A 25,060-nucleotide genomic window follows, 5' to 3' on the forward strand; every position below is an offset into this window, starting at 1 on the left:
TCGCCCGATCTTAACAGGGAGTTTTATCATGTCAGCCAGGCATCCGATTATCGCCGTTACCGGTTCCAGCGGCGCCGGCACCACCACCACCAGCCTCGCCTTTCGTAAAATCTTTCAACAGCTGAGTCTGCACGCGGCCGAGCTGGAGGGTGACAGTTTCCATCGCTACACGCGGCCGGAAATGGATATGGCGATCCGCAAAGCGCGCGATCTCGGTCGTCACATCAGCTATTTCGGCCCGGAAGCCAACGATTTCGGCCTGCTGGAGCAGACTTTTACCGAGTATGGTCACAGCGGCCACGGGCAGTCGCGCAAATATCTTCATACCTACGATGAAGCGGTGCCGTGGAATCAAGTGCCGGGAACCTTTACGCCCTGGCAGCCGCTGCCCGCCAATACCGACGTGCTGTTTTATGAAGGACTGCATGGCGGCGTAGTGACGCAGCAGCACAACGTGGCAGAGAAAGTGGATCTGCTGGTGGGCGTGGTGCCCATCGTCAACCTGGAGTGGATTCAGAAGCTGGTGCGCGATACCAGCGAGCGCGGCCACTCGCGCGAGGCGGTGATGGATTCGGTAGTGCGATCGATGGAAGACTACATCAACTTTATTACCCCGCAGTTTTCACGCACCCATATCAACTTCCAGCGCGTGCCCACGGTCGACACCTCAAACCCCTTCGCCGCCCGCAGTATTCCCTCGCTGGATGAGAGCCTTGTGGTGATCCATTTTCGCGGGCTGGAAGGGATCGATTTTCCCTATCTGCTGGCGATGTTGCAGGGATCATTTATTTCGCACATCAACACGTTGGTGGTGCCGGGCGGCAAAATGGGTCTGGCGATGGAGTTGATCATGGGGCCGCTGGTAAAACGGCTGATCGAAGGGAAACGTATCGAATAAGCTGTGAGGCCGCCGCGTCCGGCCTCACGCTGGCGTTACTGCGCCACGACTTCGTAGCTGTGGGTGATCTCCACGCCTTTGCCCAGCATGATCGCCACCGAGCAGTACTTTTCCGCTGAGAGATCCACCGCGCGCGCCACCGCTTTGTCGCTAAGATCTTTGCCGCTGACAATAAAGTGCAGATTAATATAGGTAAAAATGCGCGGCGCCTCTTCGCGGCGCTCGGAGGTCAGCTTCACTTCGCAGTCCGCCACTTCGTTGCGTCCTTTTTGCAGGATCGACACTACGTCAATAGCGCTGCATCCGCCTGCGGCCATCAGCACCATCTCCATCGGACTCGGCGCTTTGTCGCCCGAGTTGCCATCCATCAGCACCTGATGACCGGATGAGGATTCTCCCAAAAATGTCAGCCCTTCAACCCACTTCACACGAGCCTGCATAATAAACTCTCCTGATTCATTTAGTTAACGTCAGAGTACGCCCTCGCCGGCGAAACAGCAATCGGCCGGATTCGCCGTTTGCTGAAGCGAGACAACACAAGACAGTCGGTGAAAGCTGTGCTACAAACAGAGCTGAAAATATTTTTCGTCACTTATAGACGAATGCGGGACGAATCACGAGCACAGCTCACGACGGAGACCCGAATAATTTCCTGAATGGGAAACGCTTGACGATTTCACCGCCTGACAGGGAAAACGGCCCCCTGTATTTTGGGCACGATTACAACAGAGGATAACAGAGAATGGTTCTCGGAAAACCGCAAACAGACCCTACACTCGAATGGTTCCTGTCCCATTGTCATATTCATAAATACCCATCGAAAAGTACCTTGATTCACCAGGGCGAAAAGGCTGAAACGCTTTACTACATCGTGAAAGGCGCCGTTGCGGTGCTGATTAAAGATGAAGAAGGTAAAGAGATGATCCTCTCCTATCTGAATCAGGGCGATTTTATTGGCGAGCTTGGCCTGTTTGAAGAGGGCCAGGAGCGCAGTGCCTGGGTACGCGCGAAAACCGCGTGCGAAGTGGCTGAAATTTCCTATAAAAAATTTCGCCAGCTGATCCAGGTGAACCCGGATATTTTAATGCGCCTCTCATCGCAGATGGCGCGTCGCCTGCAGGTGACTTCAGAGAAAGTGGGTAATTTAGCTTTCCTTGATGTGACGGGCCGCATCGCTCAGACGCTGCTTAACCTGGCGAAACAGCCGGACGCCATGACCCACCCCGACGGGATGCAGATCAAAATCACCCGTCAGGAGATCGGTCAGATCGTTGGCTGCTCACGCGAAACCGTCGGACGTATTCTGAAAATGCTGGAAGATCAGAATCTGATCTCCGCACACGGCAAAACGATCGTCGTCTACGGCACCCGCTAATTCCGTATCACTCACGGCGTGATGGCAACATCGCGCCGTTTTTATTTGCGATGAGCTGATGTGGCGCCGAATCATCTACCATCCTGAAGTCAACTACGCCCTGCGGCAAACGCTGGTTCTTAGCCTGCCGGTGACGCTCGGCTGGCTGCTGGGCGATCTGCAAAACGGACTGCTGTTCTCGCTGGTGCCCGCCTGCTGCAATATCGCCGGTCTGGACACGCCCCATAAACGTTTTTTTAAACGGCTGATTGTCGGCGGCAGTTTGTTTGCCGCCAGCAGTTTGCTGATCCAGTGGCTGACGCTGAAGCAAGTGCCGTTGCCGCTGATTCTGTTTCTGATGCCGCTGCTGCTGGGCGTTACCGGCGAGATCAGTCCACTGCATGGACGGTTGCTGCCCGGCGCGCTGATCGCTGCCATCTTCACTCTCGGCCTGGAAGGGCATATGCCTGTCTGGGTGCCGCCGCTGCTCTATATCGGCGGCACGCTCTGGTATGGGCTGTTCAACTGGTTCTGGTTCTGGCTGTGGAAAGAGCAGCCGATGCGCGAAACCCTGAGCCTGCTTTTTCGCGAGCTGGCGGATTACTGCGACGCCAAATATACCTTGCTGACGCAGCTCACCGATCCGGAAAAAGCGCTGCCGCCGCTGCTAACGCGCCAGCAAAAAGCGGTGGATCTCATCACCACCTGCTATCAGCAGATGCACATGCTCTCCGCCAGCCGGGACAACAGCCATAAGCGGCTGACGCGCGCCTTTCAGGTTGCGCTCGATCTGCAGGAGCATATTTCCGTCAGCCTGCATCAGCCGGAAGAGGTGCAGAAGCTGGTGGAGCAGAGCCACGCCGAAGCGGTGATCCGCTGGAATGCCAAAACCATCTCCACGCGCCTGCGCGAACTGGCGGACGACATTCTTTATCATCAGCTGCCGGACCGGTTCGACATGGATAAGCAGCTCGGCGCGCTGGAGAAGATCGCCCGCCAGCATCCGGATAATCCGGTGGGCAACTTCTGCCTCTATCACTTCAGCCGCATCGCGCGCGTGTTGCGCAGCCAGAAGCCGCTCTATCAGCGCGACCTGATGGCCGATCGCCAGCGCCGTCTGCCGCTGCTCGCCGCCCTGCGCAGCTATCTGTCGCTCAAGTCCGCCGCGCTGCGCACCGCGGCACGCTTTGCCGTGATGCTGATGTTTGGCAGCACGCTGGCGCTGTTCTTTAATATTCCCAAGCCCTTCTGGATATTGATGACCATCATGTTTGTCAGTCAGAACGGCTATAACGCCACGCGGGTCCGTATTCAGCACCGGGCGCTCGGCACCTTTGCCGGGCTGGTGATCGCGGCGGCGACGCTGCGCTTCGCCGTGCCGGAATCAATCGTGCTTTCCGGCATGCTGGCGATTACCCTGATCAGCTATCTGTTTATCCGCAAATCTTACGGCTGGGCAATGGTCGGCTTTACCGTCACGGCGGTGTACTCACTGCAACTGCTCTCGCTGAACGGCGCGCAGTTTTTGCTGCCGCGCCTGATGGATACGCTGATGGGTTGTCTGATCGCTTTTGGCGGGATGATCTGGCTCTGGCCGCAGTGGCAGAGCGGCCTGCTGCGACAGAATGCGCACGATGCGCTGGAAACCTACCAGGAAGCGTTGCAGATGCTGCTTGGGCCGGAGCAGGCGTCGGGAAAGCTGGCGTACCAGCGCATACGCGTGAATCAGGCGCACAACGCGCTGTTCAATTCGTTGAATCAGGCGATGCAGGAGCCTGCCTTTAACCCGGAGTATCTCAAGGATATGCGTCTGTGGGTGACGCACAGCCAGTTTATCGTCGAGCACATCAATGCAATGACGATTCTGGCGCGTGAGCACACCATGTTGACCTCTGAGCTGGCGCAGCGCTATCTGCAATCCTGTGAAATCGCGTTGCAGCGTTGCCAGCAGCGGCTGGAATATGACAAAGGCTCAGACAGTAACGTGCTGGAAGCACCGGAAGATGTGAATGAAGGACCGATGACTATTGTGGAGCGGCATGTGAAGCGAATTCTGGGACATCTCAGCGTAATGCATACCATCTCTTCACTGGCATGGAGCCAGCGACCACAGCATGGCCGCTGGCGGGTAAAACGCTTGCGTAAAAAACAGAGTTAGCTGGCGAGCGTCTTTTCCACCGCGCGGGCGAAACGTGCCATTCCCTCTTCGATGTCGGTGGGTTCAATCACCAGCGACGGGGCAAAGCGGATCACGTCAGTACCGGCATTCAGGATCATCACTCCTTCCGCCGCCGCCGCGTTGAGTATATCGCGCGCCTTACCGGCGTGCTGTGGCTTGAGCGCCGCGCCAATCAACAAACCTTTGCCGCGAATATCGCTGAAGAGATCCAGCTTGTTGTCCAGCGCCTTCAGCGCCGCGACAAACTGCTGACGGCGGCTTTCCACGCCTTCCAGCACCTCTGGCGTATTGATGATATCCAGCGCCGTTTCGGCGATGGCGCAGGCCAGCGGGTTGCCGCCGTAGGTAGTGCCGTGCACGCCCGGCGCCATGGTCGAGGCGATCTCATTGGTGGTCAGCATCGCGCTCACCGGGAAACCGCCACCCAGCGCTTTGGCCGTGGTCAGGATGTCCGGCTGCACGCCGTAGTGCTCATAAGCAAACAGCTTGCCGCTGCGTCCCATGCCGCTCTGCACCTCATCCAGCACCAGCAGCGCCTGATGCTGGTCGCAAAGCTCGCGCAGGCCCTGCATAAATTCCTGAGTCGCAGGCATCACGCCACCCTCGCCCTGAATCGGCTCCACCACAATCGCGCAGGTGTGATCGTCAATCACCGCTTTTACTGCCGCCAGATCGTTGAACGGCACATGAACGATATCCGCCGGCTTTGGACCAAACCCGTCGGAATATTTAGGCTGGCCGCCAACCGATACGGTAAACAGCGTGCGGCCATGAAAAGCATTATGGAAGGCGATGATTTTGCTTTTATAGGGACTGTGGCGCTTCGAGGCGTAATAACGCGCCAGCTTGAATGCCGCTTCGTTAGCCTCAGCGCCGGAGTTGGCAAAGAAGACGCGCTCGGCAAAGGTGGCGCTAATCAGCTTGCTGGCAAGGCGCAGCGCCGGTTCATTGGTAAAGACGTTGCTGGTATGCCACAGCGTTTCGCCCTGGGTTTTCAGGGTTTCTACCAGCGCCGGATGGCAGTGGCCTAACGCGGTTACCGCGATACCGCCGGAAAAATCGATATACTCTTTGCCCTGCTGATCCCATACACGGCTGCCCTTGCCCTTCACCGGCACAAACTGCGCAGGTGCATAAACAGGCAATATAACGTTATCGAAAGTTTCCCGTGTTACCGCTAGTTTTTCCGCCGCCATAGCCGACCTCGTTTGATTGTTTGTTGAACCATTGTGAAATAATAATCACAAAATATGCATAAAAAATCATCCGAAGGCAAACATAACTTTACTGACTGAGGAAATTACCCAGCAGCTGATGCCCCTGCTCGCTAAGAATGCTTTCGGGATGAAACTGTACCCCTTCCAGCGGCAGCGTTTTATGACGAAACCCCATAATTTCATCCGGCTCGTCGTCGCGCAGGCTCCAGGCGGTGAGTTCAAAGCAGTCTGGCAGGGAATCGCGCGCCACGATCAGCGAATGATAACGCGTCACGGTCAGCGGATTATTGAGTCCCCTGAATGCCCCTTTACCGGTGTGCTGAATCGCAGAGGTTTTCCCGTGCATGACCTGCCGCGCGCGAACCACTTTTGCGCCATAAGCCTGAGCAATGGCCTGGTGGCCGAGACAGACGCCGAGGATCGGCAGACGCCCGGCAAAACGGGCAATCACCGCCAGCGAAATGCCCGCGTCGTCTGGCGTACAGGGACCGGGGGAAATCACCAGATGTGTCAGCGGCAGCGCCTCTATTTCACTCAGTGAAATGGCGTCGTTGCGTACCACGCGCACCGCCGCGCCCAGCTGGCAAAAATATTGGTAGAGATTCCAGGTGAAGGAGTCATAGTTGTCGATCAGCAGCAGCATTATCGCTCCTCAGCGTTAAACTGCCGCTATTCTACGCACTTTAACTGGCCGCGCTTACCACTTTAGTGAAAATGGCAATCAGCGGTTGCAGGTCGCCATCGACGCCCGCGCGGTTGGCCTCCAGCCAGGATTCCCGCTCGATCTTATCCCAGTCGAGCAGATAACCGGCGTGCAGCGCCAGCTGTTCAAAGAAAATACGTTGCGCCCGCCCATTACCCTCGCGGAACGGATGCAGCATGTTGATTTCGCAATAGTAGTGGGAAAGGCGCGCGATAAAGGTTTCCGTGTCCAGATTCGCCAGTCCCTCTTCCTCTTCCAGCGCGCTCATCAGCGAATTACCTTCTTTTTCGATATATTCGAAATGGCAGAACGGCGTATCTTCCAGCCAAATATCGATGGTGCGTATCTCGCCAGCCCAGCTGTAGAGATCCTGAAACAGCGTACGGTGGATATGACACAGGTAAGGTAGCCCGATATTGCGTGGGCCTAACTCCAGCGTCGCCAGACGCGCGCTGCTGAATGCCAGCTCGGCTTTGCGCAGCTGCGCGGCATCATGAATATCGAGCAGATTTTTCAGCACATCATCGTTTTGCCATACATAGGGATCGTGCGAAGGGGTGAGGTTATCGGCCATACTGCCTCCTCAGCGATGTCAGTCGCTCTTCCGCCTGGTCGCCGCTGAGGGTCGGTTCCAGCAGCGTAAAACCTTCCAGTCGGCAGCTGGCCTGATAGCTGGTGCTGCGCCGCTGTTGCCAGAGCGTGGATTTCTGTTTGTCGGTGAGTTTGCTGACCATGAAGCCTCCTGCTGAGTAAGTTGCCCTAAGTATAAGCAGCAAACTTTTCCTTTGCCGAAGGCGAGGCAGACATCGCCATGCGGTGATGGCGATGCGTCACATCAGGGAAGAATTTTCGCTGCAAGAATAACAACCGGTTTGGCGGGCACGTTCTGATAAGGACCGACATCTTTGGTTGGCACCTGCGCGATCTTATCCGCTACTTCCATGCCTTTGATAACCTTACCGAAAACCGCATAGCCGAAATCGCGCTGGCCATGATCGAGGAAGGCATTGTCCGCAACGTTAATAAAGAACTGGCTGGTGGCGCTGTCTTTCTCAGCGGTACGCGCCATGGCAATAGTGCCGCGCTGGTTGCGCAGGCCATTATCCGCTTCATTCTTGATCGGCGCGTTGGGCTGCTTTTGCTGCATATCCATGGTGAAGCCGCCGCCCTGAATCATAAAGCCAGGGATAACGCGATGGAACGTGGTGTTGTTATAAAAACCGCTGTTGACGTAATCGACAAAATTTTTCACTGAAACCGGCGCTTTCTGGTCGTTCAGTTCAAGTTCGATATTACCGGCAGAGGTGGTCAGCAACACATGCGTGTCGCCTTTGGCGGCAAATGCCGTCGCAGAAATCGAAGAGAGCGCTAACAGGGCAACTGCCGCTGTCACAGTACGTTTAAACATGAATGATTCCTTACCTGGGAAAGCAAGCTCAAAAACAGATTGATTGTAAAGAGCATGTTATTCAAGAGCCAGTGTTTTACCTATATTTACGCTGTGATTTTCCTGCGCAGTGATCCGATCAGGAAGCGATGTTTTCGTGACCAAAATCACACTATTAATGAAATATAGATAACATATTTCACTCTTTGTTTATTAAGATCACAGTTCCGTTTACACTTTCTGACATTTTCTGCCCTCCTTTCCGCCCTTTTACAGGTTATGACAATGACTAATCGTAATCGCATCGGCCTTACCTGGATCAGCTTTTTTTCGTATGCGCTGACCGGTGCGCTGGTGATCGTCACCGGCATGGTGATGGACAATATCGCCCACTATTTTCAGCTGCCTGTCTCCAGCATGAGCAACACCTTTACCTTTTTAAATGCCGGGATTCTGGTCGCCATTTTTCTTAACGCCTGGCTGATGGAGATCGTTCCGCTGAAGCGCCAGCTGATCTTTGGCTTTGTATTGATGATCCTGGCGATTATCGGCCTGATGAACAGCCACAGCCTCAGCCTCTTCTCGCTCTGCATGTTTGTGTTGGGTGTGGTGAGCGGCATTACCATGTCGATCGGCACCTTCCTGATTACCCATCTTTATGAAGGCCGCCAGCGCGGGTCGCGCCTGCTGTTTACCGACTCCTTCTTCAGCATGGCCGGTACCCTGTTTCCTATCCTGGCCGGTGTTATCCTGGCGCGCCAGCTGCCCTGGTATTGGGTTTACTGCTGCATCGGCCTGCTCTATGTGGCGATTTTTTTGCTGACGCTGTGCGTGGAGTTCCCGGTGCTGCGTAAGGCGGAAAAAGTACAGACGGCGGAAAAAGAGAAATGGGGCGTCGGCGTGCTGTTCCTCTCGCTGGCGGCGCTCTGCTATATCCTCGGCCAGCTGGGCTTTATCTCCTGGGTGCCGGAATACGCCACCAAAACCATGGGCATGGATATTGCCGATGCGGGCCAGCTGGTGGGCAACTTCTGGACCGCCTATATGATCGGCATGTGGGTGTTCAGCTTCCTGCTGCGCTTCTTCGATCTGCAACGCATTCTGATGGTGCTGGCCGGTCTGGCGACTGTGCTGATGTACTGGTTCGTCAGCAGTGAAGATGCCGGTATGCTGCGCTGGATTATTATGGTGCTCGGCTTCAGCTCCAGCGCTATCTACACCACTATCATTACGCTCGGCTCGCTGCAAACCAAAGTCGCTTCGCCGAAGCTGGTGAACTTTATTCTGACCTGCGGCACCGTCGGCACCATGTTGACCTTCGTGGTTACCGGCCCGATTGTGGCGAAAGGCGGCGCGCATGCGGCGCTGGCAACGGCAAACGGACTGTATGCCGTGGTGTTTGTGATGTGCGTACTGCTGGGCTTTGTGACGAAGCATCGCCAGCATGGCCATGTGATGCATTAATCGCGACGGGCGGAACCTTCCGCCCGTTTTTCTTAGCGCCTGAAACTCACCTTCTCCGCTTCCTGCAACCAGATTTCGCTCTGTGCAGGCCGGGTCGCCGCCAGCAGCTTACCGTTGCGAATGGCGTAACGTACCGGCACCTGACGGCGCACCGCATCAAAACCGCTTTCGGCTGGCAGGATAATCAGGCTGGCGGCGTTACCCATCTGAACACCGTAATCGCTGAGTCCCAGAGTTTTGGCGCTGTTATGGGTAATCAGATCCAGACCGCTATCGATCTGCTCATATCCCATCAGCTGGCAAATGTGCAGGCCCATATGCAGCACCTGCAACATATTGCCGGTGCCCAGCGGATACCAGGGATCAAAAACGTCGTCATGGCCGAAACAGACATTGATCTCCGCCTCCAGCAGCTCTTTGACCCGCGTCACGCCGCGCCGTTTGGGATAACTGTCAAAACGCCCCTGCAAGTGAATATTCACCAGCGGGTTAGCAACAAAGTTAATCCCCGAGAGCTTCAACAGCCGGAACAGGCGCGAGGTATAGGCGCCGTTGTAAGAATGCATCGCCGTGGTGTGGCTGGCGGTAACCCGTGCGCCCATGCCATCACGGTACGCCAGCGCGGCGACCGTCTCCAGGAAGCGCGACTGCTCATCATCAATCTCATCGCAGTGCACGTCGATTGCCCGGTCATACTTGCTCGCCAGTGCAAAGGCTTTATGCAGCGACTCGACGCCATACTCGCGGGTAAATTCGTAATGCGGAATGGCGCCGACCACATCAGCGCCGAGGCGTAACGCCTCTTCCAGCAGAGCCTCGCCATTGGGATAGGAGAGAATGCCCTCCTGCGGAAAAGCCACGATCTGGATATCGACCCAGGGCGCCATTTCGCTTTTCACCTCCAGCATCGCCTTGAGCGCGGTCAGCGTGGGATCAGAAACATCCACATGGGTGCGCACATGCTGAATGCCGTTGGCGATCTGCCACTTCAGCGTTTGCTTCGCCCGCTGCTTCACGTCCTCATGGCTGAGCAGCGCCTTGCGCTCGGCCCAGCGCTCAATGCCTTCAAACAGCGTGCCGGACTGATTCCAGGCTGGCTCTCCGGCGGTTTGCGTGGTGTCCAGGTGGATATGCGGCTCGATAAAAGGCGCACAGGCCAGGCCCCCTTCCGCATCCAGCGTCGCCGCGCCATTTTCCACCTGCTGCGGCTGTGGATGAAGGCGCACGATTTTCCCCGCGCTGATTTCGATCTGCCACAGCCCTTCACGCCTGGGCAAACGCAGGTTGTTAATCCACTTCAGTGACGTTGATGCCATGCCATTCTCCCGTTGAAAAAGCGCACAGTGAATAAACCTAACATGAAAGTCGTGAAAAATGCTTTCAGGGAAAATAGTGGGCTGTTGTTAAGCGAATGGCTTTTTTCGTAAGGCTTTTACAATCAGAGACATACCTCAAAAGGAGTATATAGGGCGTCGCTTGATGTATATCAATAAGCCTGCTAAGCGACGCGCTATTGTAGCCAAAACTTCCCCGCTTTGAGGCAAAAATGAGCAAGCATAACGTCGCCATTATCGGTAACGGCATGGTGGGACACCGCTTCATTGAAGAGCTCATCGACAAGGCCGAACCTGGCCAGTTTGCGATAACCGTCTTTTGTGAAGAACCCCGCGTTGCCTATGACCGCGTCCATCTCTCCGCCTGGTTTTCTCATCATACTGCTGAAGAACTCTCGCTGGTGCGTGACGGCTACTATGAAAAGCACAACGTTAACCTGCTGTTAGGCGAGCGCGCTATCACCATTAACCGTCAGGAGAAGGTGATTCACTCAAGCAGCGGGCGCGCCGTGCATTACGACACGCTGGTGCTCGCCACCGGTTCTTCTCCCTGGATACCGCCGATCAAAGGCGCCGAAGGGCCGGGCTGCTTCGTTTACCGCACTATCGAAGATCTCAACGCCATTGAAGCCTGCGCCCGACGCAGTCAGCGCGGCGCAGTGATTGGCGGCGGCCTGCTCGGCCTGGAAGCTGCCGGCGCGCTGAAAAGCCTCGGCATTGAAACGCATGTGGTGGAATTTGCCCCGGTGCTGATGGCGGAACAGCTCGATGCCCAGGGCGGCGAACAGCTGCGGCGCAGGATTGAACAGATGGGCGTACGCGTGCACACCGGAAAACATACCCAACAGATAGCACACCATGACAACGGCAGAAAAATCCTGCACTTTGCCGACGGCAGCGAACTCAATGTTGATTTCGTCGTGTTTTCTACCGGCATTCGTCCGCAGGATAAACTGGCGAAACAGTGCGGCCTGGCGCTGGGCGAGCGCGGCGGCGTGGCGATTAACGATCGTTGCCAGACCAGCGATCCGGCGATTTACGCCATCGGCGAATGCGCCGCCTGGCAAAACCGTATTTATGGCCTGGTCGCCCCTGGCTATAAGATGGCGCAGGTGGCGAGCGACTGCCTGACCAAACGCCAGAACGCCTTTTGTGGCGCCGATATGAGCGCCAAACTCAAGCTGCTGGGCGTAGACGTCGGCGGCATTGGCGATGCCCATGGCCGTACGCCGGGCGCGCGCAGCTATCTCTGGCTGGATGAGCATAAAGCCGTCTATAAACGGCTGGTGGTGAGCGCAGACAACAAAACGCTGCTGGGCGCCGTGCTGGTGGGCGATACCAGCGACTATGGCAATTTGTTGCAGCTGGCGCTGAACCAAATTCCACTGCCGGAAAATCCGGAGGCGCTGATCCTGCCCGCAGGCAGCGGGGAAAAGCCCGCAATGGGCGTCGATTCGCTGCCTGACAGCGCGCAAATCTGTTCCTGTTTCGACGTCACCAAAGGCGATATCGTCAATGCGGTGATGAGCGGCTGTCATACCGTGGCGGCAATCAAGGCGGAAACCCGCGCCGGGACCGGCTGTGGCGGCTGCGTTCCGCTGATTACACAGGTGCTTAACGCTGAGCTCAGCCGCCAGGGCGTGGAGGTCACTAATCATCTGTGCGAGCACTTTGCTTACTCTCGTCAGGAGCTGTATCACCTGATTCGGGTCGAGGGCATTAAAACTTTTTCCGCGCTGCTGGCGAAATATGGTCAGGGTTACGGCTGCGAAGTTTGTAAACCCACCGTTGCCTCCCTGATCGCCTCCTGCTGGAATGACTATATTCTGCAACCGCAGCATACGCCGTTGCAGGACAGCAACGATCTTTACCTCGGCAATATTCAGAAAGATGGCACCTACTCCGTAATCCCGCGCTCGGCAGGCGGCGAAATCACCCCGGAGGGGTTGATGGCAATAGGCAAGGTGGCGCGCGAGTATAACCTGTACACCAAGATTACCGGCTCCCAGCGTATCGGCCTGTTCGGCGCGCAAAAAGACGATTTGCCCGCCATCTGGGCGCAACTTATTGAGGCGGGCTTCGAAACCGGTCAGGCCTACGCCAAGGCGCTGCGCATGGCGAAAACCTGCGTCGGCAGCAGCTGGTGCCGCTACGGCGTCGGCGACAGCCTGGGCTTCGGCATTGAGCTGGAGAATCGCTACAAAGGCATACGTACCCCGCACAAAATGAAATTTGGCGTCTCCGGCTGTACCCGCGAGTGCGCTGAAGCTCAGGGCAAAGATGTTGGCATTATCGCCACGGAAAAAGGCTGGAACCTCTATCTCTGCGGCAACGGCGGCATGAAGCCGCGCCATGCCGATCTGCTGGCAGCCGATCTCGACCGCGATACCCTGATCCGCTATCTGGATCGCTTTATGATGTTCTACATCCGCACCGCCGATCGCCTGCAGCGCACCTCGCTCTGGCTGGAAAGCCTGGATGGCGGCATCGACTACCTGCGCAGCGTGATCGTTGACGACAGGCTCGGCCTTAACGATGAGCTGGAAAGCGAACTGGCGCGCCTGCGTGCCAGCGTCGTCTGCGAATGGCAAACCACGCTGGCGGAGCCGCGGCAGCTTGCGCGCTTCGCGCACTTTATCAACTCGCCGCTGCGCGATCCCAACGTACAGATTGTGGCCGAACGTGCTCAGCATCGTCCGGCGCGCCCGGCGGAACGCATCAACGTCACTTTCATTGAGGAGGTGAAATCATGAGCCAGTGGACCGCGGTGTGCTTGCTTAACCAGATTTTACCGGCCAGCGGCGTTTGCGCGCTGGTTAACGGCCAGCAAATCGCCATCTTCCGTCCTTATGCGGATGAGCAACTCTGGGCGCTCAGCAATATCGATCCCTTTGCCGGGGCCAGCGTGCTGTCACGCGGCATTATCGCCGAACACCAGCAGTCGCTCTGGGTCGCCAGCCCGTTGAAAAAACAACGTTTCCGCCTCAGCGATGGTCTCTGTATGGAAGATGAAAGCCGCGCGGTAAACACTTTCCCGGTGCGGGTTAACGCGGGTCAGGTTGAAGTCTGCGCCTGAGACCCACCACGTACACTCGATCTTTCCCTTCTGGCCTTCGCCTGGCGCGAAGGCTTTTTTTCAGGATTAGCTATGGATTTCCTACCTCTGTTTTGTCGTTTACAGGGCAAGCGCTGTCTGCTGGTAGGCGGCGGCGAAGTAGCCGAACGTAAGGCGCACCTGCTGCTGGAGGCGGGCGCCGATCTGCTGGTTGGCGCGCCCGCGTTTACCCCGATTTTTCATCACTGGGCGCAGCAGGAGAAGCTGACGCTGATTCAGGGAAGATTTACTGCCAGCTGGCTGACAGAGTGCTGGCTGGTTATCGCGGCCACCGATGACGACGGTGTGAATCAGCAGGTAGCCGCGGCAGCTGAAACGAAACGGATTTTTTGCAATCTGGTGGATGCGCCAGAACAGGCCAGCGTGATTATGCCGTCGATTATCGATCGTTCGCCGCTGGTGGTCGCCGTCTCCTCGGGCGGCACCGCGCCCGTTCTTGCCCGTCTTTTGCGTGAGAAGCTCGAAGCGCTGCTGCCACAGCATATCGGCCAGCTGGCGCGCTATGCGGGCAGCCTGCGTCGGCGGGTTAAATCGACTTTCGTTTCTGTCAGCGAACGGCGCCGCTTCTGGGAAAAACTGTTTTTGAACCATCGCCTCATGCAGTCGCTGGCGAACCAGGATCGGGCCAAAGTCACACAAATCACCGAAACGTTGTTTACAGAGCCGCTCGATAACCGTGGCGAAGTGGTGCTGGTTGGCGCAGGACCGGGCGATCCCGGCCTGCTGACGCTAAAGGGTTTGCAGCAAATCCAGCAGGCGGACGTGGTGGTGTACGATCGTCTGGTGTCAGACGAGATCATGAAGCTGGTGCGCCGCGATGCAGAGCGGATATTCGTGGGCAAACGCGCCGGTCATCACTGCGTGCCGCAGGAGGAGATTAACCAACTCCTGCTGCGTGAAGCCCGACTCGGCAGGCGCGTGGTGCGCCTGAAAGGCGGCGATCCCTTTATCTTCGGGCGCGGCGGCGAGGAACTTGAAACTCTTCACCTCGCGAGGATTCCCTTCTCGGTAGTGCCCGGCATCACTGCCGCCTCGGGCTGTTCCGCCTATGCGGGCATCCCGCTGACGCACCGCGACTACGCCCAAAGCGTGCGGCTGGTTACCGGGCATTTGCAGCGCGACAGCCAGCTCGACTGGTCAACGCTTGCCGCCGAACAGCAGACGCTGGTGTTCTATATGGGATTGTCGCAGGCGGCAGAGATTCAGCAGCAGCTTTTGGCTCAAGGGATGAGCGACGATATGCCGGTTGCGCTGGTTGAGAACGGCACCAGTACAAACCAACGCGTAGTCAGCGGGACGCTGGCGCAGCTCAGCGAACTGGCGCAGCAGGTCAACAGCCCCAGCCTGATGATTATCGGACGGGTAGTGGGTCTGCGGGAAAAGCTACGCTGGTTTTAACGCGGAATCGCAGAAATAAAAAAAGCGGCGATTCAGGTCTCGCCGCCTTTTATTACTTCTCTTGTCTGGATTACGGCTGCGCCACGAAACCAATCGCTTCGTAGACTTTCTTCAGCGTCTGCTGCGCCTGCGCACGCGCCTTGCTGGCGCCGTCGCGCATCACCTGCTCAAGGAAAGCTTCATCATTGCGGTAACGATTGTAGCGCTCCTGCAGCTCAGAGAGCATGCCGGAGACCGCATCGGCTACCGCGCCTTTCAGATGACCATACATTTTGCCTTCGAACTCTTGCTCCAGCTCGGCAACGGTTTTGCCGGTGACGCCAGAGAGAATATCCAGCAGGTTAGAGACGCCCGCTTTGTTCTGCACGTCGTAGCGCACCACCGGCGGCTCGTCGGAGTCAGTTACCGCGCGCTTGATCTTTTTCACCACCGATTTCGGATCTTCCAGCAGGCCGATGACGTTGTTGCGGTTGTCATCCGATTTGGACATCTTTTTGGTCGGCTCCAGCAGCGACATCACGCGCGCGCCCGATTTCGGGATAAACGGCTCCGGCACTTTAAAGGTGTCGCCGTAGATGGCGTTGAAACGCTGCGCGACATCGCGGCTCAGCTCCAGATGCTGCTTCTGATCTTCGCCCACCGGTACCTGCGTGGTCTGATAAAGCAGGATATCGGCCGCCATCAGCACCGGGTAATCGAACAGCCCGGCGTTAATATTTTCAGCATAGCGTGTGGATTTGTCTTTGAACTGCGTCATACGGCTCAGCTCGCCGAAGTAGGTGTAGCAGTTCAGCACCCAGCTCAGCTGCGTGTGTTCCGGCACATGCGACTGAACAAAGATGGTGCTTTTAGCAGGATCGATACCGCAGGCGAGATAAAGAGCCAGCGTATCCAGCGTCGCCTTACGCAATGCGGCGGGATCCTGGCGTACGGTAATGGCGTGCAGGTCAACGATGCAGTAAATGCAGTGATAGTCGTCCTGCATTTGCACCCACTGACGCAGCGCACCCATATAGTTGCCAATGGTCAGTTCACCGGAAGGCTGTGCGCCGCTGAAAACGATGGGTTTTGTCATGCTCAAGTCCTGATAATCATAGCCCGAGAGCGGGCAAAAGTTCGTCGAAAGAGTTCAGTGTTAAATCGGGCTGGCTGGTGGCGATAGGTTCGCCGTAGTTATAGCCAAAGGTCATACCGACATTGGGTACGCCTGCCGCCTGGGCAGCGAGAATATCATTGCGCGAGTCGCCGACAAACAGCAGCTGTTGCGGAAGCAGACCAAACTTACCCAGAACCAGGAAAATCGCTGCCGGATGCGGCTTTTTCGCTACCACATCGTCACCGCCGATAATCAGCGAGAAGTAATCTGCAATGCCGAGCGAGACCAGCAGCGGCGCCACAAAAGGCGTGGGCTTGTTGGTGACAATCGCCAGCGGCAGGCCTTTGCTCGCCAGCGCCTGCAGCGTAGCGGTGACCTGAGGAAACAGCGTGCTGCCCGCTTCTACCGTCTCGGCGTAATAACGATCAAACAACGCGCGCGCGTCACGCTGCTCATCGGGCTGCGGCTCACGGTTCAACGCCCAGCTCAGGGCGCGCGCCATCATCACGTCTGCGCCATTGCCGATCCAGGTAGATACGCGTTCAACACCAGCTGCCGACAGCTGTAAATCCGCCAGCGTACGGTCTATCGCTTCCGCCAGGCCCGGCGCGCTATCCACCAGCGTGCCGTCGAGATCAAAAGCCAGCGCACGAATATCAGTGAAATGAGCCATTGGCTTTCTCCAGCTCATTACGCATATCGTCGATCACTTTTTTATAATCGGGATGACCAAAAATAGCGGAACCGGCAACAAACATGTCCGCCCCGGCGGCAGCAATCTGGCCGATATTGTCGATTTTCACCCCGCCATCTACTTCGAGGCGAATGTCGTAGCCGCTTTCATCAATGCGCTTACGCGCCTGACGCAGCTTGTCCAGCGTGGCGGGGATAAATGACTGGCCACCGAAGCCCGGATTCACCGACATCAGCAGAATAATATCCAGCTTATCCATCACGTAATCGAGATAGCTGAGCGGCGTGGCGGGATTGAATACCAACCCGGCTTTACAGCCATGCTCTTTGATCAGTTGCAGCGTGCGATCGACATGCTCAGTCGCTTCCGGATGGAAGGTGATGTAGCTGGCGCCAGCGCGGGCAAATTCAGGAATCAGGCTGTCTACCGGTTTCACCATCAGGTGTACGTCGATCGGCGCGGTAATGCCGTAATCACGCAGCGCTTTCAGCACCATCGGCCCCATCGTCAGGTTGGGCACATAGTGGTTATCCATCACGTCGAAATGCACCACGTCGCCACCGGCCGCCAGCGCTTTGGCGGTATCTTCGCCCAGGCGGGCGAAATCCGCAGACAGAATTGAAGGGGCCAGCAAATATTGTTTCATCCGATTCTCCCAATTTTGGCATCAGCCCACAGGCTGATGTAATACGTTGGTCGCGGACGAAACAGACTAGCAGTAGAGTGCCAGTAGTTCGTCGACCTGCGTGCGACCACTAATACTTCGGCTGATAGAACGCCGGGCTTTGACCACATGCAACACGGCATTCTGATACCACAAACGGGTCATATCCGTGTCGTGGTTGGATATCAGTACCGGAATGCGGCTGTCCTGCGCCAGCCTGGCCGCCAGTTCCGCCAGATGTTCCTGCTCGCGCATGCTGAAACTGTTGGTGTGATAGGCCGTAAAGTTGGCCGTCGCCGACAAGGGCGCATAGGGCGGATCGCAATAGACCACCGAACCGGCGCGCGCGCTATTCAGGGTAACATCGTACGATTCACAGACAAAGGTCGCTTTTTGCGCGCGCTCGGCAAACCAAAGCAGTTCCGCCTCGGGAAAATAGGGTTTGCGATAGCGTCCAAAGGGCACGTTAAACTCACCGCGCAGGTTATAGCGGCACAGTCCGTTGTAACCGTGACGGTTCAGATAGAGGAACAGGAGCGCGCGCTGATAGGCATCGCTACTGCTGTTGAACTCGATGCGGCGGCCATAATAGATTTCCGCGCTGTTGGCTTCGGGGGTAAACAGCGCGCCGGCATCCTGAATAAATTCGGCAGTACGGGTTTTAACAATGTTATAAAGATTAATCAGGTCGTTGTTGATGTCCGCCAGATGGTAGCTCTGGTAATCGGTATTCAAAAATACCGAACCGGCACCAACAAACGGCTCCACCAGGCAGTCGCCCTGAGGCAAATGGCGACGAATGTCGTCCAGTAAAGGGTATTTACCTCCTGCCCATTTCAGGAAAGCGCGTTTTTTCTTCATGCTGTCGTGGTTAATACATCTTCGTTATTGGCTGTGGCTGAACCGACAGCAGTTCTGCGCTTCAAAACGGGGCCATACAGATGGCCCCACAAACATCAGTTACCGGCTTCTTTTTTCACCTGACTGACCGGCTTCACCCATGGGTTCTGCGCACGAACCTCAGCAGGCAACGACGCGACGGCGCGTTTGGCATCGGCCGACGTGGCATAAGAGCCGCTGATCAGGACATACCAGGGTTCGCCGTTACGTGTGGTTTTATACACATGATAACCGCTCAGGTTCTGTTTTTTCGCCCAGGCATTCAGCGTGTCGGAGCGTGAGGCGCCGCTCAATTGCAGGGTATAGCTGCCGCCCGGCAACGTTTTGCTGGCGCTGCCGCTACTGGCAGGCGCATTGCTACGTACCGCTGCGCCAGATTGCGGCTTGCTCTGTTTCACCGCAGGCGCTGGCTGCGTTTTATGCGGCGCTGGCTTCGCGGCATGCTGCGTCGTGCCCGACGCATGCGTTGGCTGCGGCTTGCTTACCGGCGCAGCGCTGCTGGGATTGCCGTTGCCGCTCACCGTTGCCGGCGCGGTGGGCAGCGAGCTGTCGCTCTGCGCGCCCTGCGCGGCATCATCCACCTGCCCTTGTTGATTGCTCAACGCGCTGTTGAGATCGCCCGGTAAGGTCACCCGTTGCTGGTTCGCCGGCGTTTCAACCGGTGCCGCCTGAGTCGGCGTCGGAGAGACCGCTGGCATGGAAATATCGCGTGGCTGATTGCTGTCGCCGCTCGCAGTTTCACCGTTCGCCGGCACGCCATTGTTGGCCGGTGCCGTGGCGGTGGTCTGCTGCCCGGTCATGGAAGCCGATCCGGTAAGATCGATATTTTTTTCATTGCCCGAGCCGGAGGAAGCCGCGTTGTTGTTGGCAGACTGTTGCGCAGGCGCGCTCTTGTCCGGCCCTTTTAAGGCAGAACCGATGCCCAGCACCAACAGCAGCAGCACTAAAATACCGATGCCCATCATCATGTGCTGACGGGAAACCGGTAATTTCGGGGCGGAAGCAGACCTTTGGGGCTTACGCGACCGCGCTGGACGGCGGTCGCTGGCGTCAGGTTTTAACTCGTCTTCCGGTTTAAACTCATCCATTTAGCTTCCTCCGTTAAGCGGCTTGCCGCGCAGCGCATTCCCTGAGCCGCGTTCACCACTTACATCTTTTAATCAGGATGCCTGGCAATCGTTAATCGCAGCCAGAACAATCTCATGGTCGACACCCGCACGAACTTCAGCACGGCCAATTGCCTGCGGCAGCACCAGACGCAGCTCGCCAGCCAGGACTTTTTTGTCGCGCATCATATGCGGTAAATAATCCTCTGCCGCCATGCTTTGTGGGCCATGAATCGGCAAACCGGCGCGCTGCAACAGCGCGATAATGCGTTCGCTCTCCTGAGCGCTGAACTGTCCCAGACGCTCCGCAGCGCGCGCCGCCATCACCATGCCTGCAGCGACAGCTTCGCCATGCAGCCAGTTGCCATAGCCCATATGCGCTTCAATGGCATGCCCGAAGGTATGCCCCAGATTTAGTAACGCGCGCAGACCGGTTTCGCGCTCATCCGCCGCTACCACTTCCGCCTTCAGCTCACAGCAGCGCCGAATGCACCAGGCCATCGCTTTCTCATCCAGTGCCAGCAGCGCATCGAGATTTTGCTCGAGCCAGCGGAAAAACTCGCCGTCGAGAATAATGCCGTATTTGATCACTTCCGCCATGCCGGACGCAAGCTCGCGCGGCGGCAAAGAGGCAAGACATTCGATATCGATCACAACTGAGGCAGGCTGGTAAAACGCGCCAATCATGTTTTTACCCAGCGGATGATTCACTGCCGTTTTCCCACCGACGGAAGAGTCGACCTGCGACAGTAACGTGGTCGGTACCTGAATAAAGCGTACGCCGCGCTGATAGCTGGCTGCGGCAAAACCGGTCAGATCACCGATAACGCCGCCGCCAAGGGCGATTAAAGTCGTATCTCGCCCGTGCGGTTTTTCCAGCAATGCGGTAAACACCTGATCCATCACGGCGAGGGTCTTGTACTGCTCACCATCAGGCAGAATCACCTGATCAACCTTTACGCCTGCCGTCGTTAAACGTTGCTTCAGCGCATCCAGCCAGAGCGGTGCCAGCGTCTGGTTCGTGACCAGCATGGCATTATCGCCCGCTTTCAGCGGCCAAAAAGAAGCCGGATCGTTAAACAGTCCGGCGGCGATTGTGATGGGGTAGCTGCGTTCCCCCAGTGAGACAGTGACCTTCTCCATGATGACCGATTACCTGTTGCTAAGCCCGAAGGCGATGGTTCAACTTTTTTCCAACATGTGGATAATCTGATTCGCCACCACTTTAGCACTTTGATCGTCAGTGCGGATGGTTACATCAGCAATCTCTTCATAAAGAGGGTTACGTTCATCAGCCAGCGCTTCGAGCACTTCGCGCGGCGGTGAATCGACCTGCAGCAGCGGACGTTTCTTGTCGCGTTGCGTACGTGCCAGTTGTTTTTCAATAGTGGTTTCGAGGTAGACCACTACACCACGGGCGGAGAGACGATTACGTGTTTCACGGGATTTGACGGATCCGCCGCCGGTCGCCAGGACAATGCCCTGCTTTTCGGTCAGCTCATTAATGATCTTTTCTTCGCGATCGCGAAAGCCGGCTTCACCTTCGACGTCAAATACCCAGCCCACATCCGCTCCGGTACGTCGCTCAATTTCCTGATCGGAATCATAAAATTCCATATTGAGTTGCTGAGCTAACTGACGACCAATAGTGCTTTTGCCGGCACCCATCGGCCCAACCAGAAAGATATTGCGTTTCTCTGCCATTTTGTCGGTATTACTAAGAAATTCGTTGATGATACCCCGCGTTCAGCTTTCGGGCTGGCGGGACAGGAACTGAAACCTCATGAGCGTTAGCAAGAGTCAGACGAAAAATTATCTCAACACTCAAGGCCATTTGGCAACCGAATAAATTGCCACCGGCGACCACTTTACAGGGCAGGTCTGTGGTTCGCGAAACTGTAACGAACCATTGCAGCGCTTAAATCGCCCCTGTTCAGTAAAAACAAAGGACTCGCGTTACATATTAATAGCTGGAGCGTCACACCGTTTAAAAATCGCTAAACCTTGTATGCTAATTCCTGCGCTGCGTCAACGTAGATGGCTCCAGACGACGAATTTTCCGTTTTATCCCGGCGAAAGTGCTGCTTCCCTGACCAGTCGCGGCGTAATAAAAATAACCAGTTCGCGTTTCTTATGCTCTTCAATTTCCTGTCGGAACAGTCTTCCCAGCAGGGGCAGATCCCCCAGCAGCGGGACTTTATTCTTCCCTTGCGCGCGCTGCTGTTGGAAAATACCGCCCAGCGCCAGCGTTTCCCCGTCGCGCAGGGTCACCTGCGTTTCGATCTCCTGCTTGTCGATGGTTAACACCTCGGTTTCCCCGCTGTTGATATTTCTGCCCGGCACATTCTGACTGATGCGTAATTTCAAATGAATGCGCCCGTTAGCCAGAATGCTGGGTGTCACCTCCATACCCAGCACAGCTTCCTTGAATTCAATTGTGGTGGCGCCATTGCTTCCTGAGGACACTTCATAGGGAATTTCGCTGCCCTGCTTAATGGTGGCGGTCTGTTGATGCGAGGTGAAAAGATGCGGGCTGGCGATAATTTCGATCTGATTTTCCTGCTCCAGCGCGCTGAGTTCTAAATCCAGCAGCTGTCCGCTCATGCGCGTTAGCGTCAGGCCTGCGCTGAAGCTGGGTTTGCTCACCGCCAGAGGAATCGAGAGCTGCGGATGACGTAAGGCGTCAGTGACCACATCTTCAGGATGCAGGCTCCAGCTCACCCCCAGTTCGCGCAGATGTTCCTCGCTGATAGTGACAATATGCGCCGCCAGTTCAATCTGCTCCAGCGGTACATCCAGCGCGCGCAACCAGCGCTCGGTCTCCTCCAGCGCCGCCTCTGTGTCACGCAACAGCAGCGCATTGGTACGGGTGTCAACGGTTGCGCTGCCGCGCGGCGTCATCAGAGAAAGCCGTTCAGCCTGTAGGCTGCGGTGAACCTCGCTGGCATCAGCGTAGTGCAATACTACCGTACGCTGCCTCAGCGGTTGCTGTTGCTGTTGCTCTGCCCGCTGCTGCATCGCCTTTTGCTGCTGAAGCTGCTGCCAGCTCTCCGGGTACACCAGCAAAATATTCTCTTCAGAGACCACCGTCAGGTGCGCCATGCGCGCGACCAGATCCAGCGCCTGTCGCCAGGGCACATTATCCAGCCGCAGCGAAAGCGAGCCCTCTACGCCAGGGGCAACCAGCAGGTTCAGCTGCTGAAACTCAGCCAGCGCGTTCAGGATGCGTTCGACCGGCGCGTCGTCAAATGCCAGCGTCAGGCGATCATCGCTGGCGTATGCCGGAAGCATCAGCCCTATCAGCAGCAGCCCGGTGACTTTCCGTATCATGGTGTTTTCCTTTTAACTGAAACGAAATGGAGAGCGGCGTGCAGCTTTTTTCCGCCGTTAACGCCAGCTGGCGTGCGGTGATTGAGACGACCCGCCAGGGCGGTACGGGGAAGGGACGATCCGGTCGTACCCGCATTTTTGCGCCCTGCGGATGAACCAACCAGGCATAGAAATGTTCATGGTTGCCAATCACGCCCTGTAATCGCCATGCGGTCAAAGGCGCAATATCATGCAGACACAGGGCCTCGGCGGGAGGCTGAAAAGGATCGCGCGCCAGCAGCGCGCCGGGCCAGGCCAACAGCAGCAGCAGCGCTCTACTCCTCATCTTTTACCTCCAGCCAGAGCTGAGCCAGCAGCCGATCTTTTTCCGCCTGTAGCAGAAAGCGCGCAGGCAGCGGCGTTGGCTGTAGTGTTTGCAGATGGGAAAAGAGCGGCTGAAATTCACGCCAGCTCAGTCTCAAAGCAAGCTGTTTCGGCTCGCCGTCCGGCTGCCAGCTGGCTAACTGATCGCCGCGAGCGGCCAGCAGCGTCTCAAGCGAGCCTGAATGCGTGCTCGCCGCCGCCAGCTGCGCCTCTGTTTGCTGTTGCTGCTGTAGCAGCGCTGACAGCGCAGGATGTTGGTTAAGCTGGAACTGGCGCTGCTGCGCCTTCTGCTTTAATCCGGTCAGCTTAAGCTGTAACTGCTGCTGCCTCTGTAGCTGAGGCCGTAGTAGCAGAAGCCAGGCCAGCATAACCAGCAGCAGCACGCTGCCTGCCAGCATTCCGACTTTTGCCAGCAGCGGCAGCTGTAGCCAGCGCGTCATCGCATCACTCATTGCGCCTCCTGCAAGCTGGCCCGTAAAGCAAAATAATAATCACCTTCCGGCTGACGACTGACGCTACCTTGTCGCACCTGGCTAAAAAGCGGCTGTGCAGCCAATTGCAGACGGAAATCGCGCACCGCCTGCATGGAATACGATCGCCCTTCCAGAGTCAGCAGAGCATCCCGCTTCTCCAGCCGGGTCAGCCAGAGTGAATCGGGCAAGAGCGCAGGCAGGGTCAGCCAGAACTGATGCCAGCCATTGAGTTGATCAACAGCGCGCCGCCGCTGGCGCAGAAGATTTTCCAGCTGTTCAAGCTTCTGCTGTGCGGCTCTCTGTTCAGCCAGTGCGTCCTCCAGACGCCGCGCTTGCTCCGTTAACTCTGCCTGCTCCCGCTCAAGCTGAAGATACGCGCGCGCGTTTTGCCATCTCACCAGCAGCAAGGCGATAAGCAGCAACAGTAACGTGAAAAAGATGAGCTGAAACCAGCAGCGACGCTGGCGACGCAGCTGACGCTCCCGCCACGGCAACAGGTTAACCGCGACCATCAGTAATCCTCCCGACGCAATGCCAGTCCGAGAGCCAGCGTAAACGCCTCCTCGTACTGGGGCAGAGGCGGCTGCTTATGCTGCAACAGGGCGAGCGGTGAAAAAGCACGGGTTCCGGCAGGCGCGGCTATATCGCTGGCCGCGCTAAACCAGATATCGCTGGCCGACGAGAAATAATGCTGCCGCAGCTGTGAAAAATCGGCGATTTCGTCGCAGGAACAGCTGCCGCCGGATTCCGCCTCTCCACCCTGCACATGCCAGAGCCAGTGATCGCCCGGATGATGAACCATCACGCTGCCGGTCGGCAATCGGGCCGCCCGGGCGACAACGGCCAGCGACATGGGCGTGAGCTCAAACACATCGGGGAAAAAACCCGCCTGCCGCAAGGGGTCCAGCCACTGCTCAATCGCCGTACGGCGGGCGGCAGTGACGCAGAGCTGTTTTTCATCGTTGTCGAGCGGGCGGTAATCCAGCGTCAGCGCATCCGGCTCAATTGGGAATATTCGTCTCGCGGCGGCATGCACATAACGGCTAAGCTCCGGCTCGCGTAATGCCTGATTGGGCAGGGTTAAGGGACGTTGCAGCGCCAGCTGGGGCGGCAGGCCAACGCGCAAAGAGATGCGCTGCGGCAGCTGTTTGCGCCACTGGTGCAGCCGGGCCAGCAGCGTTGCCGATGATTGCAGCACACCGTTTCTTAACGCATCAGGCGGCAGCGGCTGCCGCCACCAGTGTCGAAGCTGCCAGCCTTCGCGACGGCGCTGAATGCCGAGCGCACAAAGTTGTTTATTCTGAATATCCAGTCCAATTTGCCATGTCTGAAAAGCCATGCGCGCGATCTCCATATCGTCAGGGAAAAAGGACGTATCAAAGCGT

General features: G+C 56.9%; 26 protein-coding genes. 7 read left to right on the forward strand and 19 right to left on the reverse strand.

The window, feature by feature from the left end:
* The first annotated feature begins 28 nt into the window (after positions 1–28).
* Complete coding sequence (locus ABU178_RS16890) at positions 29–898, forward strand: phosphoribulokinase (protein WP_397217015.1); 870 nt, start codon at positions 29–31, stop codon at positions 896–898.
* 35 nt (positions 899–933) lie between these two features.
* Here the strand turns inward: ABU178_RS16890 and ABU178_RS16895 are convergent, their stop codons facing one another.
* On the reverse strand, positions 934–1,338 hold the full coding sequence (locus ABU178_RS16895) for an OsmC family protein (protein ID WP_397217017.1): 405 nt from the start codon (positions 1,336–1,338) through the stop codon (positions 934–936).
* 302 nt (positions 1,339–1,640) lie between these two features.
* Between ABU178_RS16895 and crp the strand changes: the two genes are divergently transcribed.
* Both crp and ABU178_RS16905 read left to right on the forward strand, forming a co-directional pair.
* Complete coding sequence (gene crp, locus ABU178_RS16900) at positions 1,641–2,273, forward strand: cAMP-activated global transcriptional regulator CRP (RefSeq protein ID WP_017803012.1); 633 nt, start codon at positions 1,641–1,643, stop codon at positions 2,271–2,273.
* A gap of 58 nt (positions 2,274–2,331) precedes the next feature.
* Positions 2,332–4,410 (forward strand): YccS/YhfK family putative transporter, encoded by a 2,079-nt coding sequence (locus ABU178_RS16905; protein WP_397217019.1) that lies wholly within the window; start codon positions 2,332–2,334, stop codon positions 4,408–4,410.
* Here ABU178_RS16905 and argD read toward each other — a convergent pair.
* The 5 genes from argD to ppiA all read right to left on the reverse strand — a co-directional run bounded on the left by argD (position 4,407) and on the right by ppiA (position 7,759).
* Positions 4,407–5,627, reverse strand: a complete 1,221-nt coding sequence (argD, locus tag ABU178_RS16910; RefSeq protein ID WP_397217021.1) for a bifunctional acetylornithine/succinyldiaminopimelate transaminase — start codon at positions 5,625–5,627, stop codon at positions 4,407–4,409. The two genes, ABU178_RS16905 and argD, sit on opposite strands and share 4 nt — an antisense overlap.
* Positions 5,628–5,715: 88 nt before the next feature.
* Positions 5,716–6,291 carry an aminodeoxychorismate synthase component II gene (locus ABU178_RS16915; RefSeq protein WP_397217023.1) on the reverse strand — a complete coding sequence of 192 codons (576 nt, stop codon included), beginning with the start codon at positions 6,289–6,291 and terminating at the stop codon, positions 5,716–5,718.
* A 40-nt stretch (positions 6,292–6,331) separates the two neighbouring features.
* Positions 6,332–6,925 (reverse strand): putative adenosine monophosphate-protein transferase Fic, encoded by a 594-nt coding sequence (locus tag ABU178_RS16920; RefSeq protein WP_397217025.1) that lies wholly within the window; start codon positions 6,923–6,925, stop codon positions 6,332–6,334.
* A complete protein-coding gene (locus ABU178_RS16925) occupies positions 6,915–7,085 on the reverse strand; it encodes a YhfG family protein (RefSeq protein WP_397217027.1) in 171 nt (56 codons plus the stop codon). The genes ABU178_RS16920 and ABU178_RS16925 overlap by 11 nt, the downstream gene beginning before the upstream one ends.
* 101 nt (positions 7,086–7,186) lie before the next feature.
* On the reverse strand, positions 7,187–7,759 hold the full coding sequence (ppiA, locus tag ABU178_RS16930; protein WP_397217029.1) for a peptidylprolyl isomerase A: 573 nt from the start codon (positions 7,757–7,759) through the stop codon (positions 7,187–7,189).
* 264 nt (positions 7,760–8,023) lie between these two features.
* Here ppiA and tsgA point away from each other — a divergent pair, with 264 nt between their 5' ends.
* Positions 8,024–9,202 (forward strand): MFS transporter TsgA, encoded by a 1,179-nt coding sequence (gene tsgA, locus ABU178_RS16935; RefSeq protein WP_397217031.1) that lies wholly within the window; start codon positions 8,024–8,026, stop codon positions 9,200–9,202.
* A gap of 32 nt (positions 9,203–9,234) precedes the next feature.
* On the opposite strand, the gene ABU178_RS16940 is transcribed toward tsgA, so the two are convergent.
* On the reverse strand, positions 9,235–10,518 hold the full coding sequence (locus ABU178_RS16940) for a cytosine deaminase (protein ID WP_397217033.1): 1,284 nt from the start codon (positions 10,516–10,518) through the stop codon (positions 9,235–9,237).
* A 230-nt stretch (positions 10,519–10,748) separates the two neighbouring features.
* On the opposite strand from ABU178_RS16940, the gene nirB reads away from it, so the two are divergent.
* The 3 genes from nirB (at position 10,749) to cysG (ending at position 15,049) form a co-directional block, all read left to right on the forward strand.
* Positions 10,749–13,289, forward strand: coding sequence for a nitrite reductase large subunit NirB (nirB, locus tag ABU178_RS16945; RefSeq protein ID WP_397217035.1), 2,541 nt, complete (start codon positions 10,749–10,751; stop codon positions 13,287–13,289).
* A complete protein-coding gene (gene nirD / locus ABU178_RS16950) occupies positions 13,286–13,612 on the forward strand; it encodes a nitrite reductase small subunit NirD (RefSeq protein WP_397217038.1) in 327 nt (108 codons plus the stop codon). The genes nirB and nirD overlap by 4 nt, the downstream gene beginning before the upstream one ends.
* Positions 13,613–13,684: 72 nt before the next feature.
* Positions 13,685–15,049: a siroheme synthase CysG gene (gene cysG, locus ABU178_RS16955; protein WP_397217040.1), complete on the forward strand. Its 1,365-nt coding sequence runs from the start codon at positions 13,685–13,687 to the stop codon at positions 15,047–15,049.
* Positions 15,050–15,119: 70 nt separating this feature from the next.
* On the opposite strand, the gene trpS is transcribed toward cysG, so the two are convergent.
* From trpS to pilM, 12 genes are all read right to left on the reverse strand, one after another.
* Positions 15,120–16,124 carry a tryptophan--tRNA ligase gene (gene trpS / locus ABU178_RS16960; protein ID WP_397217042.1) on the reverse strand — a complete coding sequence of 335 codons (1,005 nt, stop codon included), beginning with the start codon at positions 16,122–16,124 and terminating at the stop codon, positions 15,120–15,122.
* A gap of 16 nt (positions 16,125–16,140) precedes the next feature.
* A complete protein-coding gene (locus ABU178_RS16965; protein ID WP_397217044.1) occupies positions 16,141–16,818 on the reverse strand; it encodes a phosphoglycolate phosphatase in 678 nt (225 codons plus the stop codon).
* Positions 16,802–17,485 carry a ribulose-phosphate 3-epimerase gene (rpe, locus tag ABU178_RS16970; RefSeq protein ID WP_397217046.1) on the reverse strand — a complete coding sequence of 228 codons (684 nt, stop codon included), beginning with the start codon at positions 17,483–17,485 and terminating at the stop codon, positions 16,802–16,804. Before rpe ends, ABU178_RS16965 begins: the two co-directional genes overlap by 17 nt.
* A gap of 66 nt (positions 17,486–17,551) precedes the next feature.
* On the reverse strand, positions 17,552–18,364 hold the full coding sequence (dam, locus tag ABU178_RS16975; protein WP_397217048.1) for an adenine-specific DNA-methyltransferase: 813 nt from the start codon (positions 18,362–18,364) through the stop codon (positions 17,552–17,554).
* 95 nt (positions 18,365–18,459) lie between these two features.
* Positions 18,460–19,491: an SPOR domain-containing protein gene (locus ABU178_RS16980; RefSeq protein ID WP_397217050.1), complete on the reverse strand. Its 1,032-nt coding sequence runs from the start codon at positions 19,489–19,491 to the stop codon at positions 18,460–18,462.
* Between the two features lie 72 nt (positions 19,492–19,563).
* A complete protein-coding gene (aroB, locus tag ABU178_RS16985; RefSeq protein WP_397217052.1) occupies positions 19,564–20,652 on the reverse strand; it encodes a 3-dehydroquinate synthase in 1,089 nt (362 codons plus the stop codon).
* Positions 20,653–20,691: 39 nt separating this feature from the next.
* Complete coding sequence (gene aroK / locus ABU178_RS16990; protein ID WP_397217054.1) at positions 20,692–21,213, reverse strand: shikimate kinase AroK; 522 nt, start codon at positions 21,211–21,213, stop codon at positions 20,692–20,694.
* Positions 21,214–21,573: 360 nt separating this feature from the next.
* A complete protein-coding gene (gene hofQ / locus ABU178_RS16995) occupies positions 21,574–22,839 on the reverse strand; it encodes a DNA uptake porin HofQ (RefSeq protein ID WP_397217056.1) in 1,266 nt (421 codons plus the stop codon).
* The gene (locus ABU178_RS17000) at positions 22,775–23,164 is read right to left on the reverse strand and encodes a HofP DNA utilization family protein (RefSeq protein WP_397217058.1); all 390 of its coding nucleotides are present in this window, start codon (positions 23,162–23,164) and stop codon (positions 22,775–22,777) included. The genes hofQ and ABU178_RS17000 overlap by 65 nt, the downstream gene beginning before the upstream one ends.
* Entirely contained in the window at positions 23,154–23,654 is a 501-nt protein-coding gene (locus ABU178_RS17005; RefSeq protein WP_397217060.1) for a HofO family protein, read from the reverse strand. The genes ABU178_RS17000 and ABU178_RS17005 overlap by 11 nt, the downstream gene beginning before the upstream one ends.
* Positions 23,651–24,187 (reverse strand): PilN domain-containing protein, encoded by a 537-nt coding sequence (locus ABU178_RS17010; protein WP_397217062.1) that lies wholly within the window; start codon positions 24,185–24,187, stop codon positions 23,651–23,653. Before ABU178_RS17010 ends, ABU178_RS17005 begins: the two co-directional genes overlap by 4 nt.
* On the reverse strand, positions 24,187–25,014 hold the full coding sequence (gene pilM, locus ABU178_RS17015; protein WP_397217064.1) for a pilus assembly protein PilM: 828 nt from the start codon (positions 25,012–25,014) through the stop codon (positions 24,187–24,189). The genes ABU178_RS17010 and pilM overlap by 1 nt, the downstream gene beginning before the upstream one ends.
* Positions 25,015–25,060: the final 46 nt, after the last annotated feature.

Origin of the sequence: Pantoea osteomyelitidis (genome assembly GCF_044342975.1) — a bacterium.
Classification (GTDB): Bacteria; Pseudomonadota; Gammaproteobacteria; order Enterobacterales; family Enterobacteriaceae; genus Pantoea; species Pantoea osteomyelitidis.

Coding starts and splice junctions, on each gene's coding strand:
- ABU178_RS16980 (WP_397217050.1), bottom strand. CDS start 19,491: ATGGATGAGTTTAAACCGGAAGACGAGTTAAAACCTGACGCCAGCGAC.
- nirB (WP_397217035.1), top strand. CDS start 10,749: ATGAGCAAGCATAACGTCGCCATTATCGGTAACGGCATGGTGGGACAC.
- ABU178_RS16890 (WP_397217015.1), top strand. CDS start 29: ATGTCAGCCAGGCATCCGATTATCGCCGTTACCGGTTCCAGCGGCGCC.
- ABU178_RS17000 (WP_397217058.1), bottom strand. CDS start 23,164: ATGAGGAGTAGAGCGCTGCTGCTGCTGTTGGCCTGGCCCGGCGCGCTG.
- ABU178_RS16905 (WP_397217019.1), top strand. CDS start 2,332: ATGTGGCGCCGAATCATCTACCATCCTGAAGTCAACTACGCCCTGCGG.
- ABU178_RS16895 (WP_397217017.1), bottom strand. CDS start 1,338: ATGCAGGCTCGTGTGAAGTGGGTTGAAGGGCTGACATTTTTGGGAGAA.
- tsgA (WP_397217031.1), top strand. CDS start 8,024: ATGACTAATCGTAATCGCATCGGCCTTACCTGGATCAGCTTTTTTTCG.
- ABU178_RS17010 (WP_397217062.1), bottom strand. CDS start 24,187: ATGGTCGCGGTTAACCTGTTGCCGTGGCGGGAGCGTCAGCTGCGTCGC.
- aroB (WP_397217052.1), bottom strand. CDS start 20,652: ATGGAGAAGGTCACTGTCTCACTGGGGGAACGCAGCTACCCCATCACA.
- pilM (WP_397217064.1), bottom strand. CDS start 25,014: ATGGCTTTTCAGACATGGCAAATTGGACTGGATATTCAGAATAAACAA.
- ABU178_RS17005 (WP_397217060.1), bottom strand. CDS start 23,654: ATGAGTGATGCGATGACGCGCTGGCTACAGCTGCCGCTGCTGGCAAAA.
- argD (WP_397217021.1), bottom strand. CDS start 5,627: ATGGCGGCGGAAAAACTAGCGGTAACACGGGAAACTTTCGATAACGTT.
- hofQ (WP_397217056.1), bottom strand. CDS start 22,839: ATGATACGGAAAGTCACCGGGCTGCTGCTGATAGGGCTGATGCTTCCG.
- cysG (WP_397217040.1), top strand. CDS start 13,685: ATGGATTTCCTACCTCTGTTTTGTCGTTTACAGGGCAAGCGCTGTCTG.
- dam (WP_397217048.1), bottom strand. CDS start 18,364: ATGAAGAAAAAACGCGCTTTCCTGAAATGGGCAGGAGGTAAATACCCT.
- aroK (WP_397217054.1), bottom strand. CDS start 21,213: ATGGCAGAGAAACGCAATATCTTTCTGGTTGGGCCGATGGGTGCCGGC.
- ABU178_RS16965 (WP_397217044.1), bottom strand. CDS start 16,818: ATGGCTCATTTCACTGATATTCGTGCGCTGGCTTTTGATCTCGACGGC.
- ABU178_RS16915 (WP_397217023.1), bottom strand. CDS start 6,291: ATGCTGCTGCTGATCGACAACTATGACTCCTTCACCTGGAATCTCTAC.
- trpS (WP_397217042.1), bottom strand. CDS start 16,124: ATGACAAAACCCATCGTTTTCAGCGGCGCACAGCCTTCCGGTGAACTG.
- ABU178_RS16925 (WP_397217027.1), bottom strand. CDS start 7,085: ATGGTCAGCAAACTCACCGACAAACAGAAATCCACGCTCTGGCAACAG.
- crp (WP_017803012.1), top strand. CDS start 1,641: ATGGTTCTCGGAAAACCGCAAACAGACCCTACACTCGAATGGTTCCTG.
- rpe (WP_397217046.1), bottom strand. CDS start 17,485: ATGAAACAATATTTGCTGGCCCCTTCAATTCTGTCTGCGGATTTCGCC.
- nirD (WP_397217038.1), top strand. CDS start 13,286: ATGAGCCAGTGGACCGCGGTGTGCTTGCTTAACCAGATTTTACCGGCC.
- ABU178_RS16920 (WP_397217025.1), bottom strand. CDS start 6,925: ATGGCCGATAACCTCACCCCTTCGCACGATCCCTATGTATGGCAAAAC.
- ppiA (WP_397217029.1), bottom strand. CDS start 7,759: ATGTTTAAACGTACTGTGACAGCGGCAGTTGCCCTGTTAGCGCTCTCT.
- ABU178_RS16940 (WP_397217033.1), bottom strand. CDS start 10,518: ATGGCATCAACGTCACTGAAGTGGATTAACAACCTGCGTTTGCCCAGG.